The sequence below is a fragment of the Dolichospermum lemmermannii CS-548 genome, assembly GCF_028330815.1.
Taxonomy (GTDB): domain Bacteria; phylum Cyanobacteriota; class Cyanobacteriia; order Cyanobacteriales; family Nostocaceae; genus Dolichospermum; species Dolichospermum lemmermannii.
The window spans coordinates 1-19,237 of the sequence record NZ_JAQMTJ010000205.1; the positions used below are offsets into that span (position 1 = coordinate 1).

The 19,237-nt window shown below is 39.1% G+C and carries 23 protein-coding genes; 5 read left to right on the forward strand and 18 right to left on the reverse strand.

The genetic code is table 11. The annotated features are described in order from the left end of the window. Positions 1–133: 133 nt before the first annotated feature. Complete coding sequence (locus tag PN450_RS13240; protein ID WP_271836626.1) at positions 134–388, reverse strand: type II toxin-antitoxin system RelE/ParE family toxin; 255 nt, start codon at positions 386–388, stop codon at positions 134–136. Beyond that, positions 385–744 (reverse strand): type II toxin-antitoxin system Phd/YefM family antitoxin, encoded by a 360-nt coding sequence (locus PN450_RS13245; protein ID WP_148763868.1) that lies wholly within the window; start codon positions 742–744, stop codon positions 385–387. The genes PN450_RS13240 and PN450_RS13245 overlap by 4 nt, the downstream gene beginning before the upstream one ends. Before the next feature lie 106 nt (positions 745–850). Between PN450_RS13245 and PN450_RS13250 the strand changes: the two genes are divergently transcribed. Beyond that, entirely contained in the window at positions 851–1,321 is a 471-nt protein-coding gene (locus PN450_RS13250; protein ID WP_148763870.1) for a J domain-containing protein, read from the forward strand. Positions 1,322–1,371: 50 nt separating this feature from the next. Next, complete coding sequence (locus PN450_RS13255; protein ID WP_148763871.1) at positions 1,372–1,638, forward strand: DUF3143 domain-containing protein; 267 nt, start codon at positions 1,372–1,374, stop codon at positions 1,636–1,638. A gap of 82 nt (positions 1,639–1,720) precedes the next feature. Here PN450_RS13255 and PN450_RS13260 read toward each other — a convergent pair whose 3' ends face one another. The 3 genes from PN450_RS13260 to lysA form a co-directional block, all read right to left on the reverse strand. Then, on the reverse strand, positions 1,721–2,470 hold the full coding sequence (locus tag PN450_RS13260; protein WP_168631919.1) for an isoprenyl transferase: 750 nt from the start codon (positions 2,468–2,470) through the stop codon (positions 1,721–1,723). Next, on the reverse strand, positions 2,467–3,420 hold the full coding sequence (gene cdaA / locus PN450_RS13265) for a diadenylate cyclase CdaA (protein ID WP_015083371.1): 954 nt from the start codon (positions 3,418–3,420) through the stop codon (positions 2,467–2,469). Before cdaA ends, PN450_RS13260 begins: the two co-directional genes overlap by 4 nt. Before the next feature lie 503 nt (positions 3,421–3,923). Then, positions 3,924–5,336 carry a diaminopimelate decarboxylase gene (lysA, locus tag PN450_RS13270; protein WP_271836627.1) on the reverse strand — a complete coding sequence of 471 codons (1,413 nt, stop codon included), beginning with the start codon at positions 5,334–5,336 and terminating at the stop codon, positions 3,924–3,926. A 125-nt stretch (positions 5,337–5,461) separates the two neighbouring features. Between lysA and rimI the strand changes: the two genes are divergently transcribed. After that, a complete protein-coding gene (gene rimI, locus PN450_RS13275) occupies positions 5,462–5,956 on the forward strand; it encodes a ribosomal protein S18-alanine N-acetyltransferase (RefSeq protein ID WP_015083373.1) in 495 nt (164 codons plus the stop codon). A 94-nt stretch (positions 5,957–6,050) separates the two neighbouring features. Here the strand turns inward: rimI and PN450_RS13280 are convergent, their stop codons facing one another. From PN450_RS13280 to petB, 4 genes are all read right to left on the reverse strand, one after another. Next, positions 6,051–6,422: a hypothetical protein gene (locus PN450_RS13280; RefSeq protein WP_148763880.1), complete on the reverse strand. Its 372-nt coding sequence runs from the start codon at positions 6,420–6,422 to the stop codon at positions 6,051–6,053. Between the two features lie 292 nt (positions 6,423–6,714). Beyond that, on the reverse strand, positions 6,715–7,158 hold the full coding sequence (locus PN450_RS13285; protein ID WP_015083375.1) for an ATP-binding protein: 444 nt from the start codon (positions 7,156–7,158) through the stop codon (positions 6,715–6,717). Between the two features lie 234 nt (positions 7,159–7,392). Continuing rightward, positions 7,393–7,875, reverse strand: a complete 483-nt coding sequence (gene petD / locus PN450_RS13290) for a cytochrome b6-f complex subunit IV (RefSeq protein WP_015083376.1) — start codon at positions 7,873–7,875, stop codon at positions 7,393–7,395. Between the two features lie 182 nt (positions 7,876–8,057). Continuing rightward, positions 8,058–8,705 (reverse strand): cytochrome b6, encoded by a 648-nt coding sequence (gene petB / locus PN450_RS13295; protein ID WP_015083377.1) that lies wholly within the window; start codon positions 8,703–8,705, stop codon positions 8,058–8,060. A 393-nt stretch (positions 8,706–9,098) separates the two neighbouring features. Here petB and ctpA point away from each other — a divergent pair, with 393 nt between their 5' ends. Beyond that, positions 9,099–10,346, forward strand: a complete 1,248-nt coding sequence (gene ctpA, locus PN450_RS13300; protein WP_271836628.1) for a carboxyl-terminal processing protease CtpA — start codon at positions 9,099–9,101, stop codon at positions 10,344–10,346. A gap of 51 nt (positions 10,347–10,397) precedes the next feature. Here the strand turns inward: ctpA and PN450_RS13305 are convergent, their stop codons facing one another. Continuing rightward, positions 10,398–11,183 carry an MBL fold metallo-hydrolase gene (locus PN450_RS13305; protein WP_271836629.1) on the reverse strand — a complete coding sequence of 262 codons (786 nt, stop codon included), beginning with the start codon at positions 11,181–11,183 and terminating at the stop codon, positions 10,398–10,400. 164 nt (positions 11,184–11,347) lie between these two features. Here PN450_RS13305 and PN450_RS13310 point away from each other — a divergent pair, with 164 nt between their 5' ends. Next, complete coding sequence (locus PN450_RS13310; RefSeq protein ID WP_148763886.1) at positions 11,348–12,832, forward strand: site-2 protease family protein; 1,485 nt, start codon at positions 11,348–11,350, stop codon at positions 12,830–12,832. Positions 12,833–12,917: 85 nt separating this feature from the next. On the opposite strand, the gene PN450_RS13315 is transcribed toward PN450_RS13310, so the two are convergent. The 8 genes from PN450_RS13315 to fabZ all read right to left on the reverse strand — a co-directional run bounded on the left by PN450_RS13315 (position 12,918) and on the right by fabZ (position 19,206). Continuing rightward, positions 12,918–13,493 (reverse strand): phycobiliprotein lyase, encoded by a 576-nt coding sequence (locus tag PN450_RS13315; RefSeq protein WP_015083381.1) that lies wholly within the window; start codon positions 13,491–13,493, stop codon positions 12,918–12,920. Positions 13,494–13,763: 270 nt separating this feature from the next. Further along, a complete protein-coding gene (locus PN450_RS13320; RefSeq protein ID WP_271836630.1) occupies positions 13,764–14,546 on the reverse strand; it encodes a hypothetical protein in 783 nt (260 codons plus the stop codon). A gap of 2 nt (positions 14,547–14,548) precedes the next feature. Continuing rightward, entirely contained in the window at positions 14,549–15,016 is a 468-nt protein-coding gene (locus PN450_RS13325) for a deaminase domain-containing protein (RefSeq protein ID WP_168696978.1), read from the reverse strand. An 88-nt stretch (positions 15,017–15,104) separates the two neighbouring features. Continuing rightward, on the reverse strand, positions 15,105–16,352 hold the full coding sequence (locus PN450_RS13330) for a DNA cytosine methyltransferase (RefSeq protein ID WP_271836631.1): 1,248 nt from the start codon (positions 16,350–16,352) through the stop codon (positions 15,105–15,107). 12 nt (positions 16,353–16,364) lie between these two features. Further along, positions 16,365–17,522 (reverse strand): lipid-A-disaccharide synthase, encoded by a 1,158-nt coding sequence (gene lpxB / locus PN450_RS13335; protein WP_271836632.1) that lies wholly within the window; start codon positions 17,520–17,522, stop codon positions 16,365–16,367. Between the two features lies 1 nt (position 17,523). Continuing rightward, positions 17,524–17,697, reverse strand: a complete 174-nt coding sequence (locus PN450_RS13340; protein WP_271836633.1) for a hypothetical protein — start codon at positions 17,695–17,697, stop codon at positions 17,524–17,526. A gap of 65 nt (positions 17,698–17,762) precedes the next feature. Continuing rightward, positions 17,763–18,578: an acyl-ACP--UDP-N-acetylglucosamine O-acyltransferase gene (gene lpxA, locus PN450_RS13345; protein ID WP_148763897.1), complete on the reverse strand. Its 816-nt coding sequence runs from the start codon at positions 18,576–18,578 to the stop codon at positions 17,763–17,765. 118 nt (positions 18,579–18,696) lie between these two features. After that, the gene (gene fabZ / locus PN450_RS13350) at positions 18,697–19,206 is read right to left on the reverse strand and encodes a 3-hydroxyacyl-ACP dehydratase FabZ (protein ID WP_015083388.1); all 510 of its coding nucleotides are present in this window, start codon (positions 19,204–19,206) and stop codon (positions 18,697–18,699) included. Between the last annotated feature and the right edge of the window lie 31 nt (positions 19,207–19,237).

Sequence of the window (19,237 nt, forward strand, 5' to 3'; positions counted from 1 at the left end):
AAGTAGAACGGCTTGAATAATTCAAAGTTTGTAGTGAGGAATTTATTCCTCATTTGAGGGCTGAAGCCCTTACTACGAAATCATCTCCAGATTTTTTACATTACTTAATCTACTTTGATTTATTTTCGTCTACTTACTTACGGACAATTTCAATACCTTGATCAATGGCTCGGTAAAAAATTAAGTAGCTTTTTACAGGGAAACTTCGCAAAGAAGAAGCTAGTTCAGGGCGTTCTTTACCCATTTGCGGAAATTTGGCTAATTTGGGAAAAGTGGTTCGTAATGTATCAAACATTTTATCAGCAGCTTTGGAGTTATTTTGCGCCACGTATTTCCAGATATTCTCAATATCTCCTGCTGCTTGGCTAGAAATCCGAAATTGACTCATACAGAACCACTATCAGCCAAATTTTTCTGGACTCGCCCTTTAATATCGGCAAAAAAATTGGTCAGTGACTCTTCATCATATTCAGTGTATTCACCATTTTCTAGTTGCTGAATACCAATGTTAATTTCATTACGTAAAGCTGCTAATTTGAGCTTTTGCAGTTCTTCTTCAAGGCTATGCAGTCTATCTAACATCTGTTGAAATGCCTGTGCTTCCTGTACCACGACTTCAGCTTTGCCATTGACAGTTAGTACAAGAGGGGATTTTGTAGACTTAATTTTTTCTACGTAGTCTTTGGTGTTACGTTTGAAATCCGTAAGAGTTTGAATATTCTCAAGATTAATTCTAGTTAGCATCGTATCTAATAAAATGCTGAATAATACATATTATAAGATGTTTTGTGGCTGTTTCTGCTATAGCTACCCAAGAGATTTAGAATAGAAAAAAACTTATTTGAGCAAAGTGACTCAAAAAACCGTCAACCAAAATGGGGAAGTCCCACACAGCAGCGAAATTACCTATTACTCCCTGCTAGGACTCTATCCTGGAGCATCAGTAATTGATATTCGTCGCGCTTATCGAGAACTGAGCAAACTCTATCATCCAGATACGACAGAATTACCTGCTAATATTGCTACTGCTAAATTTCAGCAAATAAACACAGCCTACGCTACCCTCTGTAACCCAGAACGACGATTGAGCTATGATTTGAAAGTGGGTTATTCCCGTTTTGGCGTAATTCAAGCACCACCTGATTTAAACCAGTCTGTACATAAGCCTTACGATTTTTCCAAATCAATGTATCTTGATGCTACAGATCGCCCTTTGTCTTCTGGAGAAATATTTGTATTATTTATTTTGGGGTTAACCATTGTTGGTTGTATGCTATTAGCGATTGCGATCGCCATCTGGCGTGGAGAAGCAATCAGTTAAACTCAATTTCTCACCTCTAAAATCACCAATAATTTTGAATTGAATTGCTTATGCTTTCCGCTAATACACCACTGTATAGTCATTCTTTACCACAAATTGAACAATGGCTAAAAAACCAAGGTTGTCAACAAGACGATACCCAACTACATTGTTGGCGTGTCCAACGATCTAGTTGGGAAGCGGAACTTTGGTTAGATACTGAACAAATTACAGTTCGCTATTTTCAATCAGGAGAAACCCGTCAAGATATTCAACGTTCCTTTAAATATTCCCTGAGTCGGGAAGACATCGAAGAAGCCGTTTTTTCAGGGCCATAATCTAATTTGGGATTTGGGATTTGGGATTTGGGATTTGGGATTTAAAAGTTTAAATTTGGCACCAATCTAAAATCCAAAATTGTCAGACTTTCCCAAAACGGCGTTCTCGTTGTTGATAAGCAGATAAAGCGCGATGAAATTCATGACGGTTAAAATCCGGCCAGAGAGTATCAGAAATATAAATTTCACTATAAGCCATTTGCCAAAGTAAGAAATTCGATAATCGCATTTCTCCACTGGTGCGAATTAATAAATCTGGATCTGCTATTCCAGCCGTATATAAATGAGCTTCAAATACTTCTTCAGATATATCTTCAGGGTTGATTAAACCTGCTTTTACCTTTTGAGCGATCGCCCGACAAGCTTGTAAAATCTCCTGTCTACCCCCATAATTAGTCGCTATTGTAAACCGAATACTGCGATTATCCTTAGTTTGATCCATAGAATGGGAAATCTCAGCCTGAAGAGCCTGTGGTAAAGCCGATAAATTACCCACAAACTGAATTTGCACATTTTCCTCCACCATTTCCCGCAGTTCTTGGCGTAAAACGCGCTGAAATAGATTCATCAAAAATTCTACCTCCTCCTCTGGTCTTTGCCAATTCTCCGTTGAAAAAGCATAGGCAGTTAGTGCTTTAATTCCCCAGTCTTTGCAACAGTGCAGCAAATCCTTGAGAACATTTACACCGGCTTTATGACCCATCATCCGGGGTAGACCGCGACTTTTTGCCCATCGGCCATTACCATCCATAATTACCGCGACGTGCTGAGGGAGTAATTCTTGTTTTAAATCAAGAGGTAAATATTGCAATTCAGTTTGTTGTGTTTTCATTTTTTATCTTGAGAAGCGGTCGTACCCCTACGGGTAGCGTGTCGAAGACAAGGTAGCCTAAGTAACCGGGACATTAATTTTAGTGATTGATCACCAAGTTGACGAACTAAACTGAAAAGACCAGGTGCATGAGCTTCCCGATCTACAGTGGGAGAGAATCGAGTCTCTAAAGACTCTTTGAGCTTTTTAATAGTTAGTGGTCTATATAGAGTTCCCTTTTCCGCTAAGGAAATAGAACCCGTTTCTTCTGATACAACAACACAAATACAATTTTCGACCCTTTCAGTAATTCCCATTGCCGCCCGATGGCGTGTTCCCAACTGCCGCGACGCTGTGCGTCCTGAAAGTGGTAAAATTATACCAGATGATACAATGCGCGAACCACGAATTAACGTTGCTCCATCATGTAACAAAGTTTTCGGTTGAAAAATAGTTTGGATCAGTTCTTTAGAAACTTCAGCATTTAGCTTCACTCCTGGAACGGAGAAATCTTGTTCTTCAATAGGTCCTGTAGTTTCTAAAATTAGTAAAGCGCCAATCCGATTTTTTGATAACTCTTTAATTGCATCAACAATTTCATCAATTACACTATCCGACTTAGGAATTGCTCTAGCGTTATTCCGAAATAACTGCCAAAATTCACCACGTCCCAATTGTTCTAAAAAACGGCGAAATTCTGATTGCAGTGCCACAGCCATAGCCACAGCACAGCCAATCACCAATTTTTCCAGGACAAAATTTAGGAGGGGTAATCCCAATTTGCCACTGAGTGCCGAGCAGAGCATTAAGACTATAAACCCTCGCACCATCCATAAAGTGCGCCGTTCACTAATAATAACCAGGATCATGTATGTCAGTGCCAGCACTAACATTATATCCAGAGTCCCAAGGAACAAGGACTGTGACCTATCTCCCAGGTTTATCAGCCATTGCTTCCACCAATCTCTCATAAAACCTCGCCGTATGCAGGAAACTCAGAGTCTTCAGACCTGAGAGGGAAGCGACACGAGCGATTAAAGTCGCCGTGACATTTGTGGTAAAATTAAATTGCGAGTAAAAATTATTGTCTACGTATTAAAGCATCCTAGTACGGAGAAATCCCGGCTCCTGTGAAACAACGGTTAGATTTTCTAACGGCAGTATGACGAGAAAGAGCAAGCAATGGCAGGTTGACTGAGCGTACCGTGCCACAGGCTTAGTGACAGATTCCGATAGCGCAGCGTGGCTTTAGCCATAGCATTTTGAACAAAAGTAAGCGCAATTTCAACACCTTAGTTGGTAGTTGTTTTGAGCGTTTAGTCGGCGTTTGACGGTCGCAGCGAGAGTTTTACTCTGTCCGCAGAATCTCAGTGGCTGAAGCCATGAGAGTGTCAAGACATCTGGATTCTTATAGTCAGTTGTCAGTTGTCAATTGTGATTTTTTAACCACTGACCACTGACCACTGACTACTGACTATTTCAGTCTTTCCGGTAGGCAATCTTGTCGAATCAAATCTTGATAAGTTTCGCGCTGCAAAATTAAATTTGCTTCACCATTTGCCACTACAACTGCTGCCGGTCGGGGGAGACGATTGTAATTAGATGCCATACTGTAATTGTACGCACCAGTTCCCATAACTACGAGAATATCATTTGCTTCAGTTTTTGGTAGTTGGGCATTTTTAATCAGAATATCCCCTGATTCGCAGTGTTTACCAGCTAATGTGACCGTTTCAGTGCAGGGGGTAGATATTTTATTAGCAACTACTACCCGATAAACTGATTGGTAAGTGATAGGGCGGGGATTATCGGACATTCCGCCATCAATCGCTACGTAGGTGCGAATTTCGGGAATAACCTTCGTAGCACCAACAGTATAAGCCGTGACGCAAGATGTGGCTATGAGCGATCGCCCTGGTTCACAGAGTAACTTTGGTAAAGGCAGATTTTCCGAGATACAAGCAGTTTGTACAACCTCACAAATTGCCTTAGACCATTCCACAATGCTTGGTGGATCATCAGATTCTGTATATCTAATCCCTAAACCACCACCAACATTTAATTCTGTCACCTTTAATCCATGTTTAGCCGCATCTCTTAACCACTGCACCATCACAGCAGCTAAATCTCTATGTGGTTGACGTTCAAAAATTTGTGAACCAATATGAGCGTGTAACCCCACACAGTTTAAACTAGGCTGCTTACTTACAAAAGCAAATACTTCTTGTAAATCATGAGGATCAAAACCAAATTTACTATCTAAGTGTCCAGTCCGAATATATTCGTGAGTATGGCATTCTATCCCAGGAGTTAAGCGTAGCATAATCCGAATGGGCGAAAGATCAGAATTTTCTGTTTTCTCCCCTGCTATCTTCACCAGCAGATCTAATTCATGCCAGTTATCCGCTACAATAGTACATCCAGACTGAATCGCTAAAACTAACTCATCATGAGATTTATTATTTCCATGTAAGTAAATCTTATCAGGACTCATACCCGCATTTAGCGCAGTATAAAGTTCGCCACCGGATACTACATCAATTCCTAACCCTTCTGAGGCAACAATGGCACAAACAGCTAAACAATTCCATGCCTTAGAAGCATAAAGTACCTGAGATTCTCCCTTGTAATATTCCTTAAAGGTATCTCGATATTGCCTACAAGCTGTCCGCAGGGTTTCCTCATCTAAAATATATAAAGGTGAAGCAAACTGTTCAACTAGGGTTGTGACATCACACCCACCGATTTCCAGATGATCATGATCATTAACTCTTGCTGTCAAAGGTAAGAGTTGTTGGTTAGGAGAAATATCAGCACTGTCACCAGTTGTTGACTGTAAATATTGACGGCCAGAAAGTTGAACTTCGACGGGGTAAGTCGATACCATAACTAATAAGAGTTGTCTTTGTGAAAAATCAGGCCATGAGTATATGTCCTGATTTCCAGTTTAACCTCTCATTGGTAATGGATAATTGGTAATTGGTAATTAACCTTCCTCAATCCTCAAAAATTGTGATTTCATCCGACTTAAAAATTCAATCTTTAACCACAGATAATTTAACTGAACTATTAGAACTAGATAAGGCTTGTTTTGATGGTTTATGGACTATGGAAGGCTACCTGCGGGAGTTAGAAAGTCCTAATAGTCATTTTTTGGGTTTATTTTCCCCTTTTAATCATTCTGAACTCTTGGGAATGGGGTGCTTTTGGTCAATTCTAGAAGAAGCACACATTACAATTTTGGCAGTTCATCCCCAATATCATGGTCAAGGGCTAGGAAAAGCCTTATTATATTCCCTTCTGCAAACTGCGGCTGATCTTGGTTTGGAAAGAGCTACCCTCGAAGTCCGCGATTCTAACTACGTTGCTATTTCTTTGTATCAAAAGTTTGGTTTCAAAACTGCGGGAAAACGACGGGGTTATTACAAAGATAACAATGAGGATGCCTTGATTCTTTGGCTTTCTGAACTACAACAACCACATTTTTTCAAAAATCTAGATAAATAGGCAATAGACAAGTCTAATAAATTCACCCTTCTAGATTCCAACGAACAACTAACAACGAACAACTGACAACGAACAACTGACAACTAACAACTGACTAATCTTCCAGTGATTGGGCTTGAACTTCAACCGCTGTCACATCAATTGTTCCTTCTGGTGTGAAGCGTTGGAATTGAAAGTTTTTAACTAATAGTTGTTCACCACAGTTAACACATTGTACTTGGCTGTTATTTACCCCTGTTAATTCATATCCACATACGGGACACTGGTTAGTAACTAGATTTTTTGCTAACCACCAACGAAACCCCAAGAATGCTACCACAGGTAAAAAAAACAATAACCCCAAAATAATTACTAAAGAATTAACTAACCAGCCTAATCCCAATGATGCTAATAGCCAGGCGATTGCTAACAGGGTCAACCAAGGGCGGATCTTTTCAAAATTGAATTGTAAGTTTTTAAAGGTCATGTCTCTTTCTTTGTGCTATTAACTCTAGGATAGCGAGTTTAGTCCTGGGTTATCCCCCAGTAATACAGGTATTTCATCAGCCATTGCTTCTAAATATACAATCCTCAAGTTTGCTTGCGAGGTTATTATGCAAAAATCAGCTAGACGATCATGAAATATTAATTCTTCTTTAAATATTATTGTTGATGCGGAAGAAAATTGCTTTCGTTGCGTCTGATCACCAGAAATATCAGACAATAACCCCAAACTGTCATCATTTTGACTTTTAACTTCCGCTTGGCGGTGCTGGTTCTTAATGTTGTCCTTCTAAACAATATTTAACAATTAACAGGCAATTTCTAGTATCTGAATCACGTTCATAGACTACTTTATCTGCCAAACGGCGGAGTAAAAACCACCCATATCCACCTACTTGCAGCGTCCCCGGTTCTGGCTCAGTGATCACGTCAGGATTAAATGGTTTTCCATAATCCCAAATTCTTATTTCCAGTTTATCAATCCATAAACTGACTTGAATTTCTATAGTTGTTTCCGGTGGTAAAGCATGATGAGCATGACGAACTGCGTTGGTAAAGCCTTCTGCTAATGCTAGGTTAAGACAATAAACTTGGGTATCTGACCAGCCATATTTAGGTAAATATCGCTCACAGAATTCTTCAAACCATTGTTGTACTTGGATTAAGAGTTTAAGATCGCTCTTTACCGTTTGATGGTCTTGCTGCACTATGCTAAGCATTGACCGTGACTTGAATAGAAAGTAATTGAAAAGTATTTGCGTTTTTTTGTGATTTGATAATTTCACATTTAGGAATTTAGTTAACGTCTGTTGCTCTTCAAAAGCATATCTCTTTTGAAATATCAGTAACAAGTAGACCATAAAAGATTTACGGCTAGTTGTTTGTCAGATATTATCCCGTATATGCTCTTGAAAATTACAGACGTTACTGGATTTAGTTTTGACTGAACTATCTTAGAACAATCCTAAAGTTAAGGATTTGTCTAATGGGAGCGCAGCACCAATACCTAGCCACAGGGTAACAAGAGTCCCAAAAAGAAATACTGTTGTTGCTACAGGGCGACGGAAGGGGTTTTGAAACTTATTCACGTTTTCCAGGAAGGGAACAAGAATTAGCCCCAAGGGTACAGCAGCCATTGCTAACACACCTAATAGTTTACTAGGTAATGAGCGGAGAATTTGGAACACAGGGTATAAATACCACTCTGGCAAAATTTCCAAAGGAGTAGCGAAAGGATTGGCTGGTTCACCGATCATCGCGGGATCTAGAGTTGCTAGAGCCACAATACAGGCGAAAGAACCCATAATGACGACTGGGAATATATAGAGCAAATCGTTGGGCCAAGCAGGTTCACCATAGTAATTGTGACCCATGCCTTGGGCAAGTTTAGCTCTCAATTTGGGATCGCTCAGATCCGGTTTTTTTTGCGTTGACATTTTTAAATTCGCTCTCCGACTGAAGTGAAGTTAAAGAATTGGTGAAAGCTATCAACAATACAACTAGCTCAAGTTTCCGATGGTAGTTTATGTCTACAACTTACAAGTTATTTTCTCTTTAGTTTAAAACAAACTACGATGATCTGGAAACACAAGTTTTGCCTATTTGCTAATAACTTTGATTACAAAGGTCCAGAAATACCTTGTTTGCGAATCATCAAGAAGTGGAACAACATGAAGACGGCAATTAACCAAGGAAGAACGAAGGTGTGAGCGCTATAGTAGCGGGTAAGTGTAGCTTGACCAACACTAGAACCACCACGGAGTAAATCGGAGATGAGAACGCCGACTACGGGAATGGCTTCTGGTACACCACTAACAATTTTTACAGCCCAGTAACCAACTTGATCCCAAGGCAGAGAGTAGCCTGTTACACCGAAGGAAACGGTGATAACTGCGAGGATAACACCACTGATCCAGGTTAATTCGCGGGGCTTTTTGAAGCCACCGGTTAGATAAACACGGAAGGTGTGGAGAATCATCATTAATACCATCATGCTGGCTGACCAGCGGTGAATGGAGCGAATTAACCAACCGAAGTTGACTTCATTCATGATGTACTCGACAGAGGAGAAAGCTTCAGCAACTGTAGGTTTGTAGTAGAATGTCATCGCAAATCCAGTGGCGAACTGAATCAGGAAGCATACTAGGGTAATTCCACCTAAACAGTAGAAGATGTTAACGTGGGGAGGTACGTATTTGGTGGTGATATCATCAGCAATTTCTTGGAGATCCAAGCGTTCCTCAAACCAGTCATAAACGTTAGCCATACAATCCTAAGTTCCTAAAAATAGATTGCGGTTGATAAGTTTTGTGATGCGAAGCTTAGTCAGCCATGACTATTCAACTAACCTCAGTTAGAGGGTTCGCTTCTCGCTTCATCCAAGAGAATGGGCTTCTATTGGTCTACGAGCGTAAATTCGGGTGTAACTCACCCTATTTTTGAGAAATCCCCCTGTCTCTCGTCTTTGCCAGCCAACGCTAACTATGTTGACTCCAAAGAAGATTTTATCGTTGATCAGGAAGAATGGACATCTCACAAATTTGGACTAGCAAGTTTATGAGAAGAATGCACTTCTTCTATAAAAAAAGTAACATAGTCGAGAGATAGATTTCATCAGCAACTGATCATTACAGAAAGTTTTAGGGAATTTGAGTCTGAGATGGCACTGAAATTAGGGTTCATTCACAAACGGTTTTGGCGGCTAGGATGTTTACTACTATTGCTTTTTGGTTTGGTGTTGGCAGGATATGTTCCTCCGGCTTCAGCTTTGACCCCAGAACAGAAGCTAGTTTATGAAGTGTGGCGAATTGTTAATCGCTCTTATTTAGATGGGACTTTTAACCATCAAAGCTGGCTTGATGTGCGACAAAAGGCGTTAAAAGGCAACTTTGCCAACCATGAAGCAGCTTATTCTACTATTCAGTCTATGCTGAAGAGTCTGGATGATCCTTTTACCCGGTTTCTTGAGCCTGAGAAGTATCGCAGTTTGCAAGTTAGCACTGCTGGAGAATTAACTGGGGTGGGTTTACAAATTACTCTCAATCCACGTGGTGGTTTGGAGGTAATTACACCTATTGAAGATTCTCCAGCCGACAAAGCGGATTTAAAACCACGCGATCGCATTTTGAAGATTGAGGGTTTATCTACAGAGAATTTGACTCTTGATGAGGCTGCGGCACGAATGCGTGGATCAAGGGGCAGCGTTATTACGCTTTTAATTGGCAGGGAAGGAGAAAAGGACCGGGAAGTTATCTTGGTGCGCGATCGCATTGCTCTTAATCCTGTTGTCTCTGACTTACGATTATCCCCGGAAGGAACCAAGATTGGTTATTTGTCCCTGAGTCAATTTAGTGCCAATGCCGTTACTGACTTGGCACACGCTATTTCTATTTTAGAAAAAAAAGGCGCGTCTGCCTATATTCTTGATTTAAGAAATAATCCGGGTGGACTCTTACAAGCGGGAATTGAAATTGCTCGTTTATGGTTAGACTCTGGCACAATCGTTTACACTGCCAACCGTCAAGGCATTCAGGGAACTTATGAAGCCTTTGGTCCAGCCTTAACCACAGATCCTTTAGTAATTATCGTTAATCAAGGAACTGCCAGCGCCAGCGAAATCCTCGCAGGTGCTTTACAAGATAATCATCGCGCCCAATTAGTCGGGGAAACGACTTTTGGGAAGGGCTTAATTCAATCTTTGTTTGAATTATCGGACGGTTCTGGTTTGGCGGTGACAATTGCTAAATATGAAACTCCTAACCATCGAGATATTAATAAGTTGGGAATTAAGCCAGATCAAATTATTCCCCAAACATCACTTAACCGTGAACAAATCGGCACAAAGGCAGATGTTCAATATCAAGCGGCTATCGAACTTTTGAGTAAAAAATTGGTAATGGGTCATTAGTTAGTTGTCAGTTGTCAGTAGGGGCGAAGCATTTGGAAGATAAATTATCGGTCATTGCCAAAAATAGTTCTCGAAATGCTTCGCCCGTACAGTTGTGGGAAGAATTTCCTTCCCTGTTCCCTGTTCCCGTAAAGTTGCTAAATTCAAGTTGGTGATTTTTTGGTAAGCTTGGTCTATACAGGGTTTACCCCTGAGATAACCTGTATTAGCTCCGGGGCATAAATAAGTTAAAGTTTGTGGTGTGAAGCGATCGCTTAATAATTTAACGCTTTTGAGTTGTCGTGGCCAATGAAAAGTTTTAGAAGTGCGTAGTGGCACAGGTTCGCCGTGCTGGTTAGGAAGTAAATGCCGTCCAGAAAATAACACGCCGTCAAATTCACGATAGTATAAACAAGAAGAGCCTGGAGAATGGCCTGGTGTCCAAATTATTTGCGTTGTGGCATTAAGAGTGAACTCATCAGTAAAAGTGGTGACAGTTGAACCAGGCAATAAATAGGCTTCTTGTTCTTGGATGAGAATTTCGCAATTTAAGATTTGCTGATATTCTGCGGCTTTACCAATAGCACCACGATGACTGATAAAAAACCACTTGACTCCCCCATGCAAGGACAAAAAATCCTGGTTTATCTGTTCTAAAGCTGGGCAATCTATGAGAACATTCCCTGCATTTGTGACAATGAAGTAAGATGTTGCTCCTAAAGTGTCCCGATTAGGTGGAAAAGCAAAAATACTGTTGGGTGTCAAAACTAAAGGATTTTCCGCCTTTGATGGGCTTTTTAGGGATATAGAGCGTGGTTGTTTAGTCTGATGACTGGACTGCTGAGGAAAAGAAGACATAAATGAAAAAACCCAAATTCGGAAGTGGTGAACAATCAGGTTACAGTGTATTTACCATGACTATTAACTGTGATTAAAAAATTAAGGCGTGCAGTCTTATTTGTCATCAAAATCTGTAACAGAAATTACAGGTAAGGCATTCTATCAAATATAGTGAAGATAATATGGCATTTTGGTTTCTCCTCGTTTTCGTTTTGGGGTCATTGACTTATTTAATGATGCAGCACAGTGTTGCACGGGCTACAAGAACCCCTATATGGTTATTGTGGTTGGTTTTAATGACACCGGCATTTGTATTGACTGGTTGGACGCTGGTACATGGGATCAAACAAGCTCCCCCATCAGCATTAATTCTCTGGATATCAGGGGGTTGTTTATTATTATATTGGCTATTGTTTAATAGGGGTCGGCAATTACCCGTAGATCCACAAAATCAATCTCCAGAAAATCAGGGACAAGCAAGTAATAATTCTCCTCAAGAAACAGTACCAGTCCGTCCCATTGATTTAGCAGAAGAAAGTCAACTACGAAATTGTTTTCCCTGGTCTGTATATTATGTGCAAAATATTGAGTATCGTCCCCAAGCCGTAATTTGTCGGGGACAGTTGCGAACTATGGCTAGTGAGGCTTATGAGCAAATTAAAGCTAATATTGAAGGACAATTTGGCGATCGCTTTCTCATCATATTTCAAGAAGGAATAAATGGTAAACCCTTCTTTGTTTTAGTTCCAAATCCTCAAGTAGTTAGACAAAATAACCACCGCGATTCCGAAAAAATTACTCGACCAGGGTTAGCATTACTATTATTAGTAGCAACTTTATTTAGCACTACCCTTGTCGGATTGAGAATTGCAGGTTTTCAAGTCAATTCGCTAGAATCTTATTTGACATTATTTTTTAACGGTGTACCTTATGCTTTAGGGTTAATAACTATTTTAGGAACTCATGAACTAGGTCATTACTTAACAGCAAGATTCTATAAAATTCGCTCCACATTGCCTTATTTTATTCCTATACCTTATTTCTTAGGAACATTTGGTGCTTTTATTAAAATGGGGAGTCCTGTCCCTCACCGCAAAGCTTTATTTGATGTCAGTATTGCTGGACCATTGGCAGGATTTATGATGACTATACCTTTATTGATTTGGGGTTTAGCTCATTCGGAAATAGTAGCTTTACCGGAAAAAACCGGAATGTTAAACCCCAATGCACTTAATCCTCAATATTCGATTTTATTAGCGTTACTCTCAAAATTAGCCTTGGGAAGTGAATTAACCGCAAAATCTGCCATTGATTTACATCCAGTTGCAGTTGCAGGTTTCTTAGGATTAATTGTCACTGCATTGAATTTGATGCCCGTGGGACAACTAGATGGTGGTCACATTGTTCATGCTATGTTTGGACAACGGACTGCTGTTTTCATTGGTCAAATTGCTAGATTATTATTATTAATGCTTTCGTTTATTAGAGAAGAATTTTTATTGTGGGCAATTATTTTATTATTCGTTCCCTTAATTGATGAACCTGCTTTAAATGATGTCACAGAATTAGATAATAAACGGGATTTTATGGGATTAATGTCAATGGCTTTATTGTTATTGATTATTTTACCATTACCCCAATTCTTAGCTCGTTTATTGCAGATTTAGGACAAATTTAACTATAAACGTGATATAGAGGCAGGTAATAGTTGTCAATTATCAATTACCAGCCTCAATATTGTAGTTTAAGGTTTTAATTTGTGGGTGCGTTAATTGAATTAGCGGCTTCCGTAGCCTTTTTAGAAGCATCCGTGCTACCCATGCGGATTTCAGAGGTGAAGGAAGCCATACTAAAGCCACCAAACCGCTTCAGAACACTTACTCGCATCCGCAAGTTAGGACTGGCAAACCATAGCCTTTCTTCAGACCACATGGTTTCATACTCAGTAATCAGAGTTAAAGCCCCATCATCACCGATTTTATAGCTACCAGCAACGGGGGCTTTTTCGGCATAACCCATTTCTCGGAGTAATTTACCTTCATCTGGGTTATCTGCATTCGGGACTGTGGCTAAAACGGTCGAACCCTGGTGTTTTTCTTCGTCCCATTCCATTGTGCCATTCCAGGTAACTCGCGCCCCACAGGAAGCTGTATGAGCCGCAATTTCATACTGTTCACACAGTTTAATTACTTCTGGATGATCAGCGGCTAACATCTCAATCACGATGTCTGATTTGCCGTCTTCTGACTGCTTAAAAGCTAAATGGTGACTAGTGCGATGAGAAAACCACTTTCCAGCACTTAATTCAAAAAATTCTTCAATGTTCATAAATAAAGTTATTCTGCATCATAATTTTAACAATCTCTTGACTCCAATTTACTTCTTCATTATGTATAATTCCTATAATTTTGTAAATCGGTTTCAGAAATTTGATCGGCTGGAACAAACTTGTAATGTTTCTCCTGCACGATTCTTACTTCACCTTCATATATTGTCAGTTCAAACATAGCAATAAGCTTTTCTCAAAAATCATCAGTTGAAAATATTTAACCAAGATTTATTTTAAATATGGAAATTGTTTGGGGATAGATATTAATATTATTTATCAGAAGCCAAAAATCTTAACAACAAATCTTGTTTTTCCAAATTTGTATTTCCTTGAGACTGATTATTCCCGACTACTTTAAAAAAATAGTTCCGTATTTTAGTAATATGTTGAGTCATTTTACCAACTCCCTTTAAAGTATGAATATTTTTAGGTAAACGTCCACAAAAAACAGATGGAACAACATCTAATAACCACCAATCAAAAAGTTCTCGTCTACCTTGCGAACCTGGAAAAATAGCATAACCCTGGAAGCAATCATCTAAAATATTTAATATTGCTTCTCTGGTTTTTATAGATTCCAGCACTTGCAGCATATTCTCAAAAACATCAACAGCTTCATCCAGTGCTTGATATTGTCCCAAATAATTCTGATAATCCTGAAATGAAACGTTAAAATATGGCTGATAATTATGTTGAGAATATATCCAATCTCGAAAAAGATACTGAAATATATTACCAGTTATTGTTTCACGATTAAAACGAGCTGTCTCACCGGGTAAATAAGTTTTAATCGTTGGTTGTACAGCGATTCCCATAACTATAGCCATAAAAAAATAGCAATAACTTATATCTAAGCTATTTTTCTCTTTTTCTATTGCATCAAATACTTTGATTAAAGAATTTTCTAAACTTATTCCCTGAATGTTTTTTTCTTCATATAATTCTGCATAAGAACATCCATGAATTCTCTCTATGACTAAACGTAAAGAATCAGGAATTTTAGCAGATAAAATGAGAGGAGACTTTTCAACTTCATGCAATATGAATGTCATAGTTAATTGCTACTCGGAGGATAAGGATATGTCCAGGAGATAGTTATTTTTATCTCAGGAAATCTTTGCTCAAATTGATTTATAACACCTTGACAACTTTCACAAGGTTTTCTTTCTGTGTAAAGATACAGTTGCCCTCTAACGCGGTTATTATCCTTATTGTAGATAAATTCTAAAGTTTCTGCAATGGCTGACAAAACCTTATATTCCGCATCAGTATCCATAATACGTTTTGAGTGAGAATCTACAGCAGGTTCAAAATTTCCCCCCCTTGACTTAGGTTCTGGTAGAGGTGCTGGACTGTTGGCTCTAGATGTTGCACCCATTCCAAAAGCTTTACCATCTTCTAATCGTACCTCGACAATAGCAATATTACCTTTCGGAAATGGTCTGTTAGGATTAGGAGATATCTCTGGAAAATATATCTCTCGAATATTAGCCGCATCTGAGATTAAATCTGGTTCTTCCATATTGGATTTATAATAATCAAATAATTAATGCAGCCACAGTAAAATTACTATATTAGCTAAATAAATGCGCTAAATAAATGCCAAAAATTCATTTTTTCCTAGTTCTCGGTTCTATAACATGAGGATTGACTCCAAAATATTTTGCGGCTGTTGACATATTAAGTTTCAATAAACTAATGTCCCCTAATTTTTTAACACCTTGACCTTGAGAAGATGTGATATCTAAAACTCTAATAATTTCCTCTGCGACTGCTTGCGCTAAAAGCGGAGGAACAGAATTACCAATTTGTCGAAAACCATGCCATTTTGTGGGATGAAATCTAAACCAATCAGGATAGGAATGTAACCGTGCAGCTTCCCTGACAGTGATACATCTGGGGATAAAAGGATGGATGGGACGAGGAGAAGTAAATGCACCTTTATTACTGGGTGTTCCGGCTCTTAAAGTATTACATAAACCATGAGGATCAAGTTTATGAAAACGACTAATTGATTCAATTTTACCATGAGGTGTAGAAGCAAATCTTTCCATAGATTCAGGTGAATGTTTGCTTCTTAAACTTGATGTTAGTAAGGTCAGATCATATTGACGTTTATAGGCATAGTTATTTTTTGCAATTTCAAGATTACGCAGTTTTTTAGCATAATTACTAGGGTTACTAAATTCAGTTAATATCCAATCTTGTTGATATAATTCTGGATAGTTTTCTATGACTGGTAAATCTTGTAATGCGTCCCAAACTGTAGGAGATTTTAGATTAGGGAATATCATCTTATCTGGATATTTCGGTAATTCGATATTTTGACGTGAACCGAGTAAAAATAATCTTTCCCGATTTTGTGGTACTCCATAATTAGCTGCATTTAAAACTTGATAATTTGCATCAATTTGATAACCACTTTCAGTAAATTGATTAATAATTTCAGCAATAAATTCCTTGTGTTTTCCTACTGTGATTCCTTTGACATTTTCTAATACAAAAAACTTGGGTTGTAATTCTACAACCAATCTAATAAAATGGAAAACTAAAGAGTTTCTTGGATCATCAAAAGAGCGTTTTCCTATTAATGAGAAACCTTGACAGGGAGGACCACCAAAAACTACATCAATTTCTTGATTGGCAATTTGAGAACTATTCCTAATTTCCTTCCCTGTTGTCTCTTCTACACTTTTACAGATCACCGTCCAAAAGGGAAAGTTAAATTTATGGATTGCACAATGAATTGGATCTATTTCCACAGATGCCAGAATATCAAAACCAGCTTGTTCAAAGCCTAAAGTCATTCCTCCTGCACCTGCAAATAAGTCAACTGCAATTGGTCGGGTTTTTGCCATTTTAACTATTATCTACTTTTTCATTGCTAAAATTTCTTTTGCAGTGCGATCGCATACTCCCAATTCTCCCAAACAATGGCGCATTTCTTGATAATCTAATAAAGTTTTTTGTCTTTTTTCAGGATTTAATAACAATTCCATGGCTGCTTCAACAATATTATCGGCTGTGGCTTGTTCCTGTAAAAATTCGGGAACAATTTCCCGCATGACAACTAAATTTACTGGAGAAGCAAAGGGAATTGAACCTTTAAGAATATGACGCACAATCCAAGCAGTAATGGGATGAAGACAATAAACTACAACTTGGGGGACATTTAATAATGCAAGTTCTAAATTGACAGTTCCCGATTTAGTAATTGCGAAATCAGCCGCAGCAAAAATATCCTTTTGTTGATCTGATACTAGTGTAGCTTTCAAACCGTAATCTTTAATTGCTGCTGTAATTGGTTGTCTAAATGTTTCCAAAGATAGAGGAATCCAAAAATGGACATTTGGTAATTTAGATTGGATATTTTGGGCAGCTTGAAAAATCATTGGTAAAAGATATTTTAATTCTTGATGACGGGAAGCTGGTAACAGGGTAATTGCGATTTCTGCGGGTTTAATTCCTAATTTCTCTCTGGCAATTTCTCGATTTGGTGCATTTGCCATTCTATCAATTAAAGGATGTCCTACCCAACAAACCTTTGCCCCATTTTGCTGATAATATCGCGCTTCTTCGGGGAAAATTGCTAATAGTTTATCTGTAAAACCAACAATGCGGTTGGTATTCTGAAAACTCATAGACCATACCCACTCTTGAGGAGCGATATAATAAGCCACAGGTACATCAGGTAAGTTTTCCCTCATGAATGTACCAATGCCCAGATTTGGACCCATATAGTCAATTAGGACTACTAAATCAGGGGGATTTTTCTTTAAGTAAGCGATCGCTTGGCGTTGTACCCTTAAAGTAGGGATAACATAAGGCAAAGACTCAATCAAACCCATCGAACCAATACCGCTAGTATCCCCCAAAATTTCCGCCCCAGCTTCCGCCATTTTCTCCCCACCCAAAGCGATAATTTCCAATATCAAACCCGTAACAACAGCTTGACGTTGCAGTGCTGCAATCAAAAGCGAACCCTGTAAATCCCCAGAAACTTCGCCAGTGCTAATAAATATCCGCATTTTAAAACTTTAGATTTGAGATTTTTACGCCCTTTCCCAGTTGAAAATTACCTACTTTCTTCTTCTTTTCTTCTTCTTCTTTTCTTCCTTCGCTACCTTCGCTTCTACCCTGCGGGGCGCTACGCGAACGTGGTTCATTAAATCCATATTCATTAAATCCATATTCTGCCGACAAAAACAGAGCAACTGGTAAACTTTAAGGACGGGAAAACCCCGTCCCTACATCTAACTGACTATTCATTATTCATCACTGACAGATTTTCTGCCCTTTCCGGGAATTAAACCGCGTCTTCCGGGCATTTGGGAAAGTAGTAAAAAACGGCGAAGATGTTTTAATTGTTCTGAATCTCCTAAATTTTCTAACTCTTGTAAAGCATCTTTAAATAGGAAATCAGAACGATAGAGAAGACGGAAAGCTTTTTTAATTAATTGGAAATCACTAGCAGCCATTTCCGAACGTTTTAATCCTACCAAATTGAGCGATCGCACTTTCGCCGGATTTCCTTCCACCAACATATAAGGAGGGACATCCCTATCAATGCGTGTCATTCCGCCCACCATAGACATAGTTCCTATGTGAACAAATTGATGCACACCTAAAACGCCGCTCAGTCTAGCTCGTGATTCAATATGTACATGACCCGCCAATGCTACAGAATTAGCAATAATGACAGAATCTTTAATCAGGCAATTATGACCTACATGAACATAAGCCATTAATAAATTGCCATTACCGATTATCGTCGCCTCACCCCTGCCAGTAGCGCGGTTAATCGTCACGTATTCACGGATGGAATTATTGTTACCAATTTTTACCCAAGTCGGTTCTCCCACGTATTTGAGATCCTGGGGCTGCATACCGATAGCTGCACCGGGAAAAATCTGATTTCCCGTACCAATTTCACAAAGGCCTTCTAGGACGACATGAGCGCCAATTACAGTGTCTGCACCAACTCTAACATTCTCGCCGATCACAGCATAAGCGCCGACTTGCACTGTTGAGTGGAGTTCCGCATTAGGATGGATGACAGCAGTTGGATGAATAAGTGTTTTCAAAGGTGAATCTCCAAAACTAAGTGCTACTTGCTAATTTATTCAATTAAGAAACGTGTCGGGCAAAGTTCAGTTATGTGTGAGGGCGAAAATCTAAAATCCTGTTATGGTATAATAAATTTTAACTAATCAAAGAAAACATTAGTTCTCCTTCAGCGGCTAATTGTCCATCAACTTCCGCCCGTCCTTTCATTTTCCCGAACCGACGCTGCTTCACCCACAACAGTTCCACCGTCATTACCAGTTGATCTCCAGGAACAATTTGCCGACGGAAACGGACTTTATCAATACCAGCAAAGACAAATAGTCCTCCTTTTGATTCCGGCATTTGCGTCATCACAATCCCACCCACTTGTGCCATGGCTTCGATAATTAGCACACCTGGCATCAGCGATCGCCCTGGAAAATGCCCTTGAAATTGGGGTTCATTAAAGGTAACATTTTTAATACCCACGGCTTTTTTACCAGGTACATAATCAATAATCCGATCTACCAGTAAAAATGGATAGCGATGAGGTAAGAGTTCCTGAATTTCCTCAATACTAAAGGTAGTTTTTATAGTCTGTGGATTGACATTATCCTCACTTGATGTATTCAATTCCTGGGAATTAGGTTCGGTAATAGTGGACATTAGTGGTACGTTGTTTGAATAATTAAACACT

Coding starts and splice junctions, on each gene's coding strand:
- petB (WP_015083377.1), bottom strand. CDS start 8,705: ATGGCTAACGTTTATGACTGGTTTGAGGAACGCTTGGATCTCCAAGAA.
- PN450_RS13305 (WP_271836629.1), bottom strand. CDS start 11,183: ATGTCTTCTTTTCCTCAGCAGTCCAGTCATCAGACTAAACAACCACGC.
- lysA (WP_271836627.1), bottom strand. CDS start 5,336: ATGGTATCGACTTACCCCGTCGAAGTTCAACTTTCTGGCCGTCAATAT.
- PN450_RS13240 (WP_271836626.1), bottom strand. CDS start 388: ATGAGTCAATTTCGGATTTCTAGCCAAGCAGCAGGAGATATTGAGAAT.
- PN450_RS13285 (WP_015083375.1), bottom strand. CDS start 7,158: ATGCTTAGCATAGTGCAGCAAGACCATCAAACGGTAAAGAGCGATCTT.
- lpxB (WP_271836632.1), bottom strand. CDS start 17,522: ATGCGGATATTTATTAGCACTGGCGAAGTTTCTGGGGATTTACAGGGT.
- PN450_RS13315 (WP_015083381.1), bottom strand. CDS start 13,493: ATGAACATTGAAGAATTTTTTGAATTAAGTGCTGGAAAGTGGTTTTCT.
- cdaA (WP_015083371.1), bottom strand. CDS start 3,420: ATGAGAGATTGGTGGAAGCAATGGCTGATAAACCTGGGAGATAGGTCA.
- PN450_RS13280 (WP_148763880.1), bottom strand. CDS start 6,422: ATGACCTTTAAAAACTTACAATTCAATTTTGAAAAGATCCGCCCTTGG.
- PN450_RS13260 (WP_168631919.1), bottom strand. CDS start 2,470: ATGAAAACACAACAAACTGAATTGCAATATTTACCTCTTGATTTAAAA.
- PN450_RS13255 (WP_148763871.1), top strand. CDS start 1,372: ATGCTTTCCGCTAATACACCACTGTATAGTCATTCTTTACCACAAATT.
- PN450_RS13310 (WP_148763886.1), top strand. CDS start 11,348: ATGGCATTTTGGTTTCTCCTCGTTTTCGTTTTGGGGTCATTGACTTAT.
- fabZ (WP_015083388.1), bottom strand. CDS start 19,206: ATGTCCACTATTACCGAACCTAATTCCCAGGAATTGAATACATCAAGT.
- PN450_RS13325 (WP_168696978.1), bottom strand. CDS start 15,016: ATGGAAGAACCAGATTTAATCTCAGATGCGGCTAATATTCGAGAGATA.
- PN450_RS13330 (WP_271836631.1), bottom strand. CDS start 16,352: ATGGCAAAAACCCGACCAATTGCAGTTGACTTATTTGCAGGTGCAGGA.
- PN450_RS13245 (WP_148763868.1), bottom strand. CDS start 744: ATGCTAACTAGAATTAATCTTGAGAATATTCAAACTCTTACGGATTTC.
- ctpA (WP_271836628.1), top strand. CDS start 9,099: ATGGCACTGAAATTAGGGTTCATTCACAAACGGTTTTGGCGGCTAGGA.
- petD (WP_015083376.1), bottom strand. CDS start 7,875: ATGTCAACGCAAAAAAAACCGGATCTGAGCGATCCCAAATTGAGAGCT.
- PN450_RS13320 (WP_271836630.1), bottom strand. CDS start 14,546: ATGACATTCATATTGCATGAAGTTGAAAAGTCTCCTCTCATTTTATCT.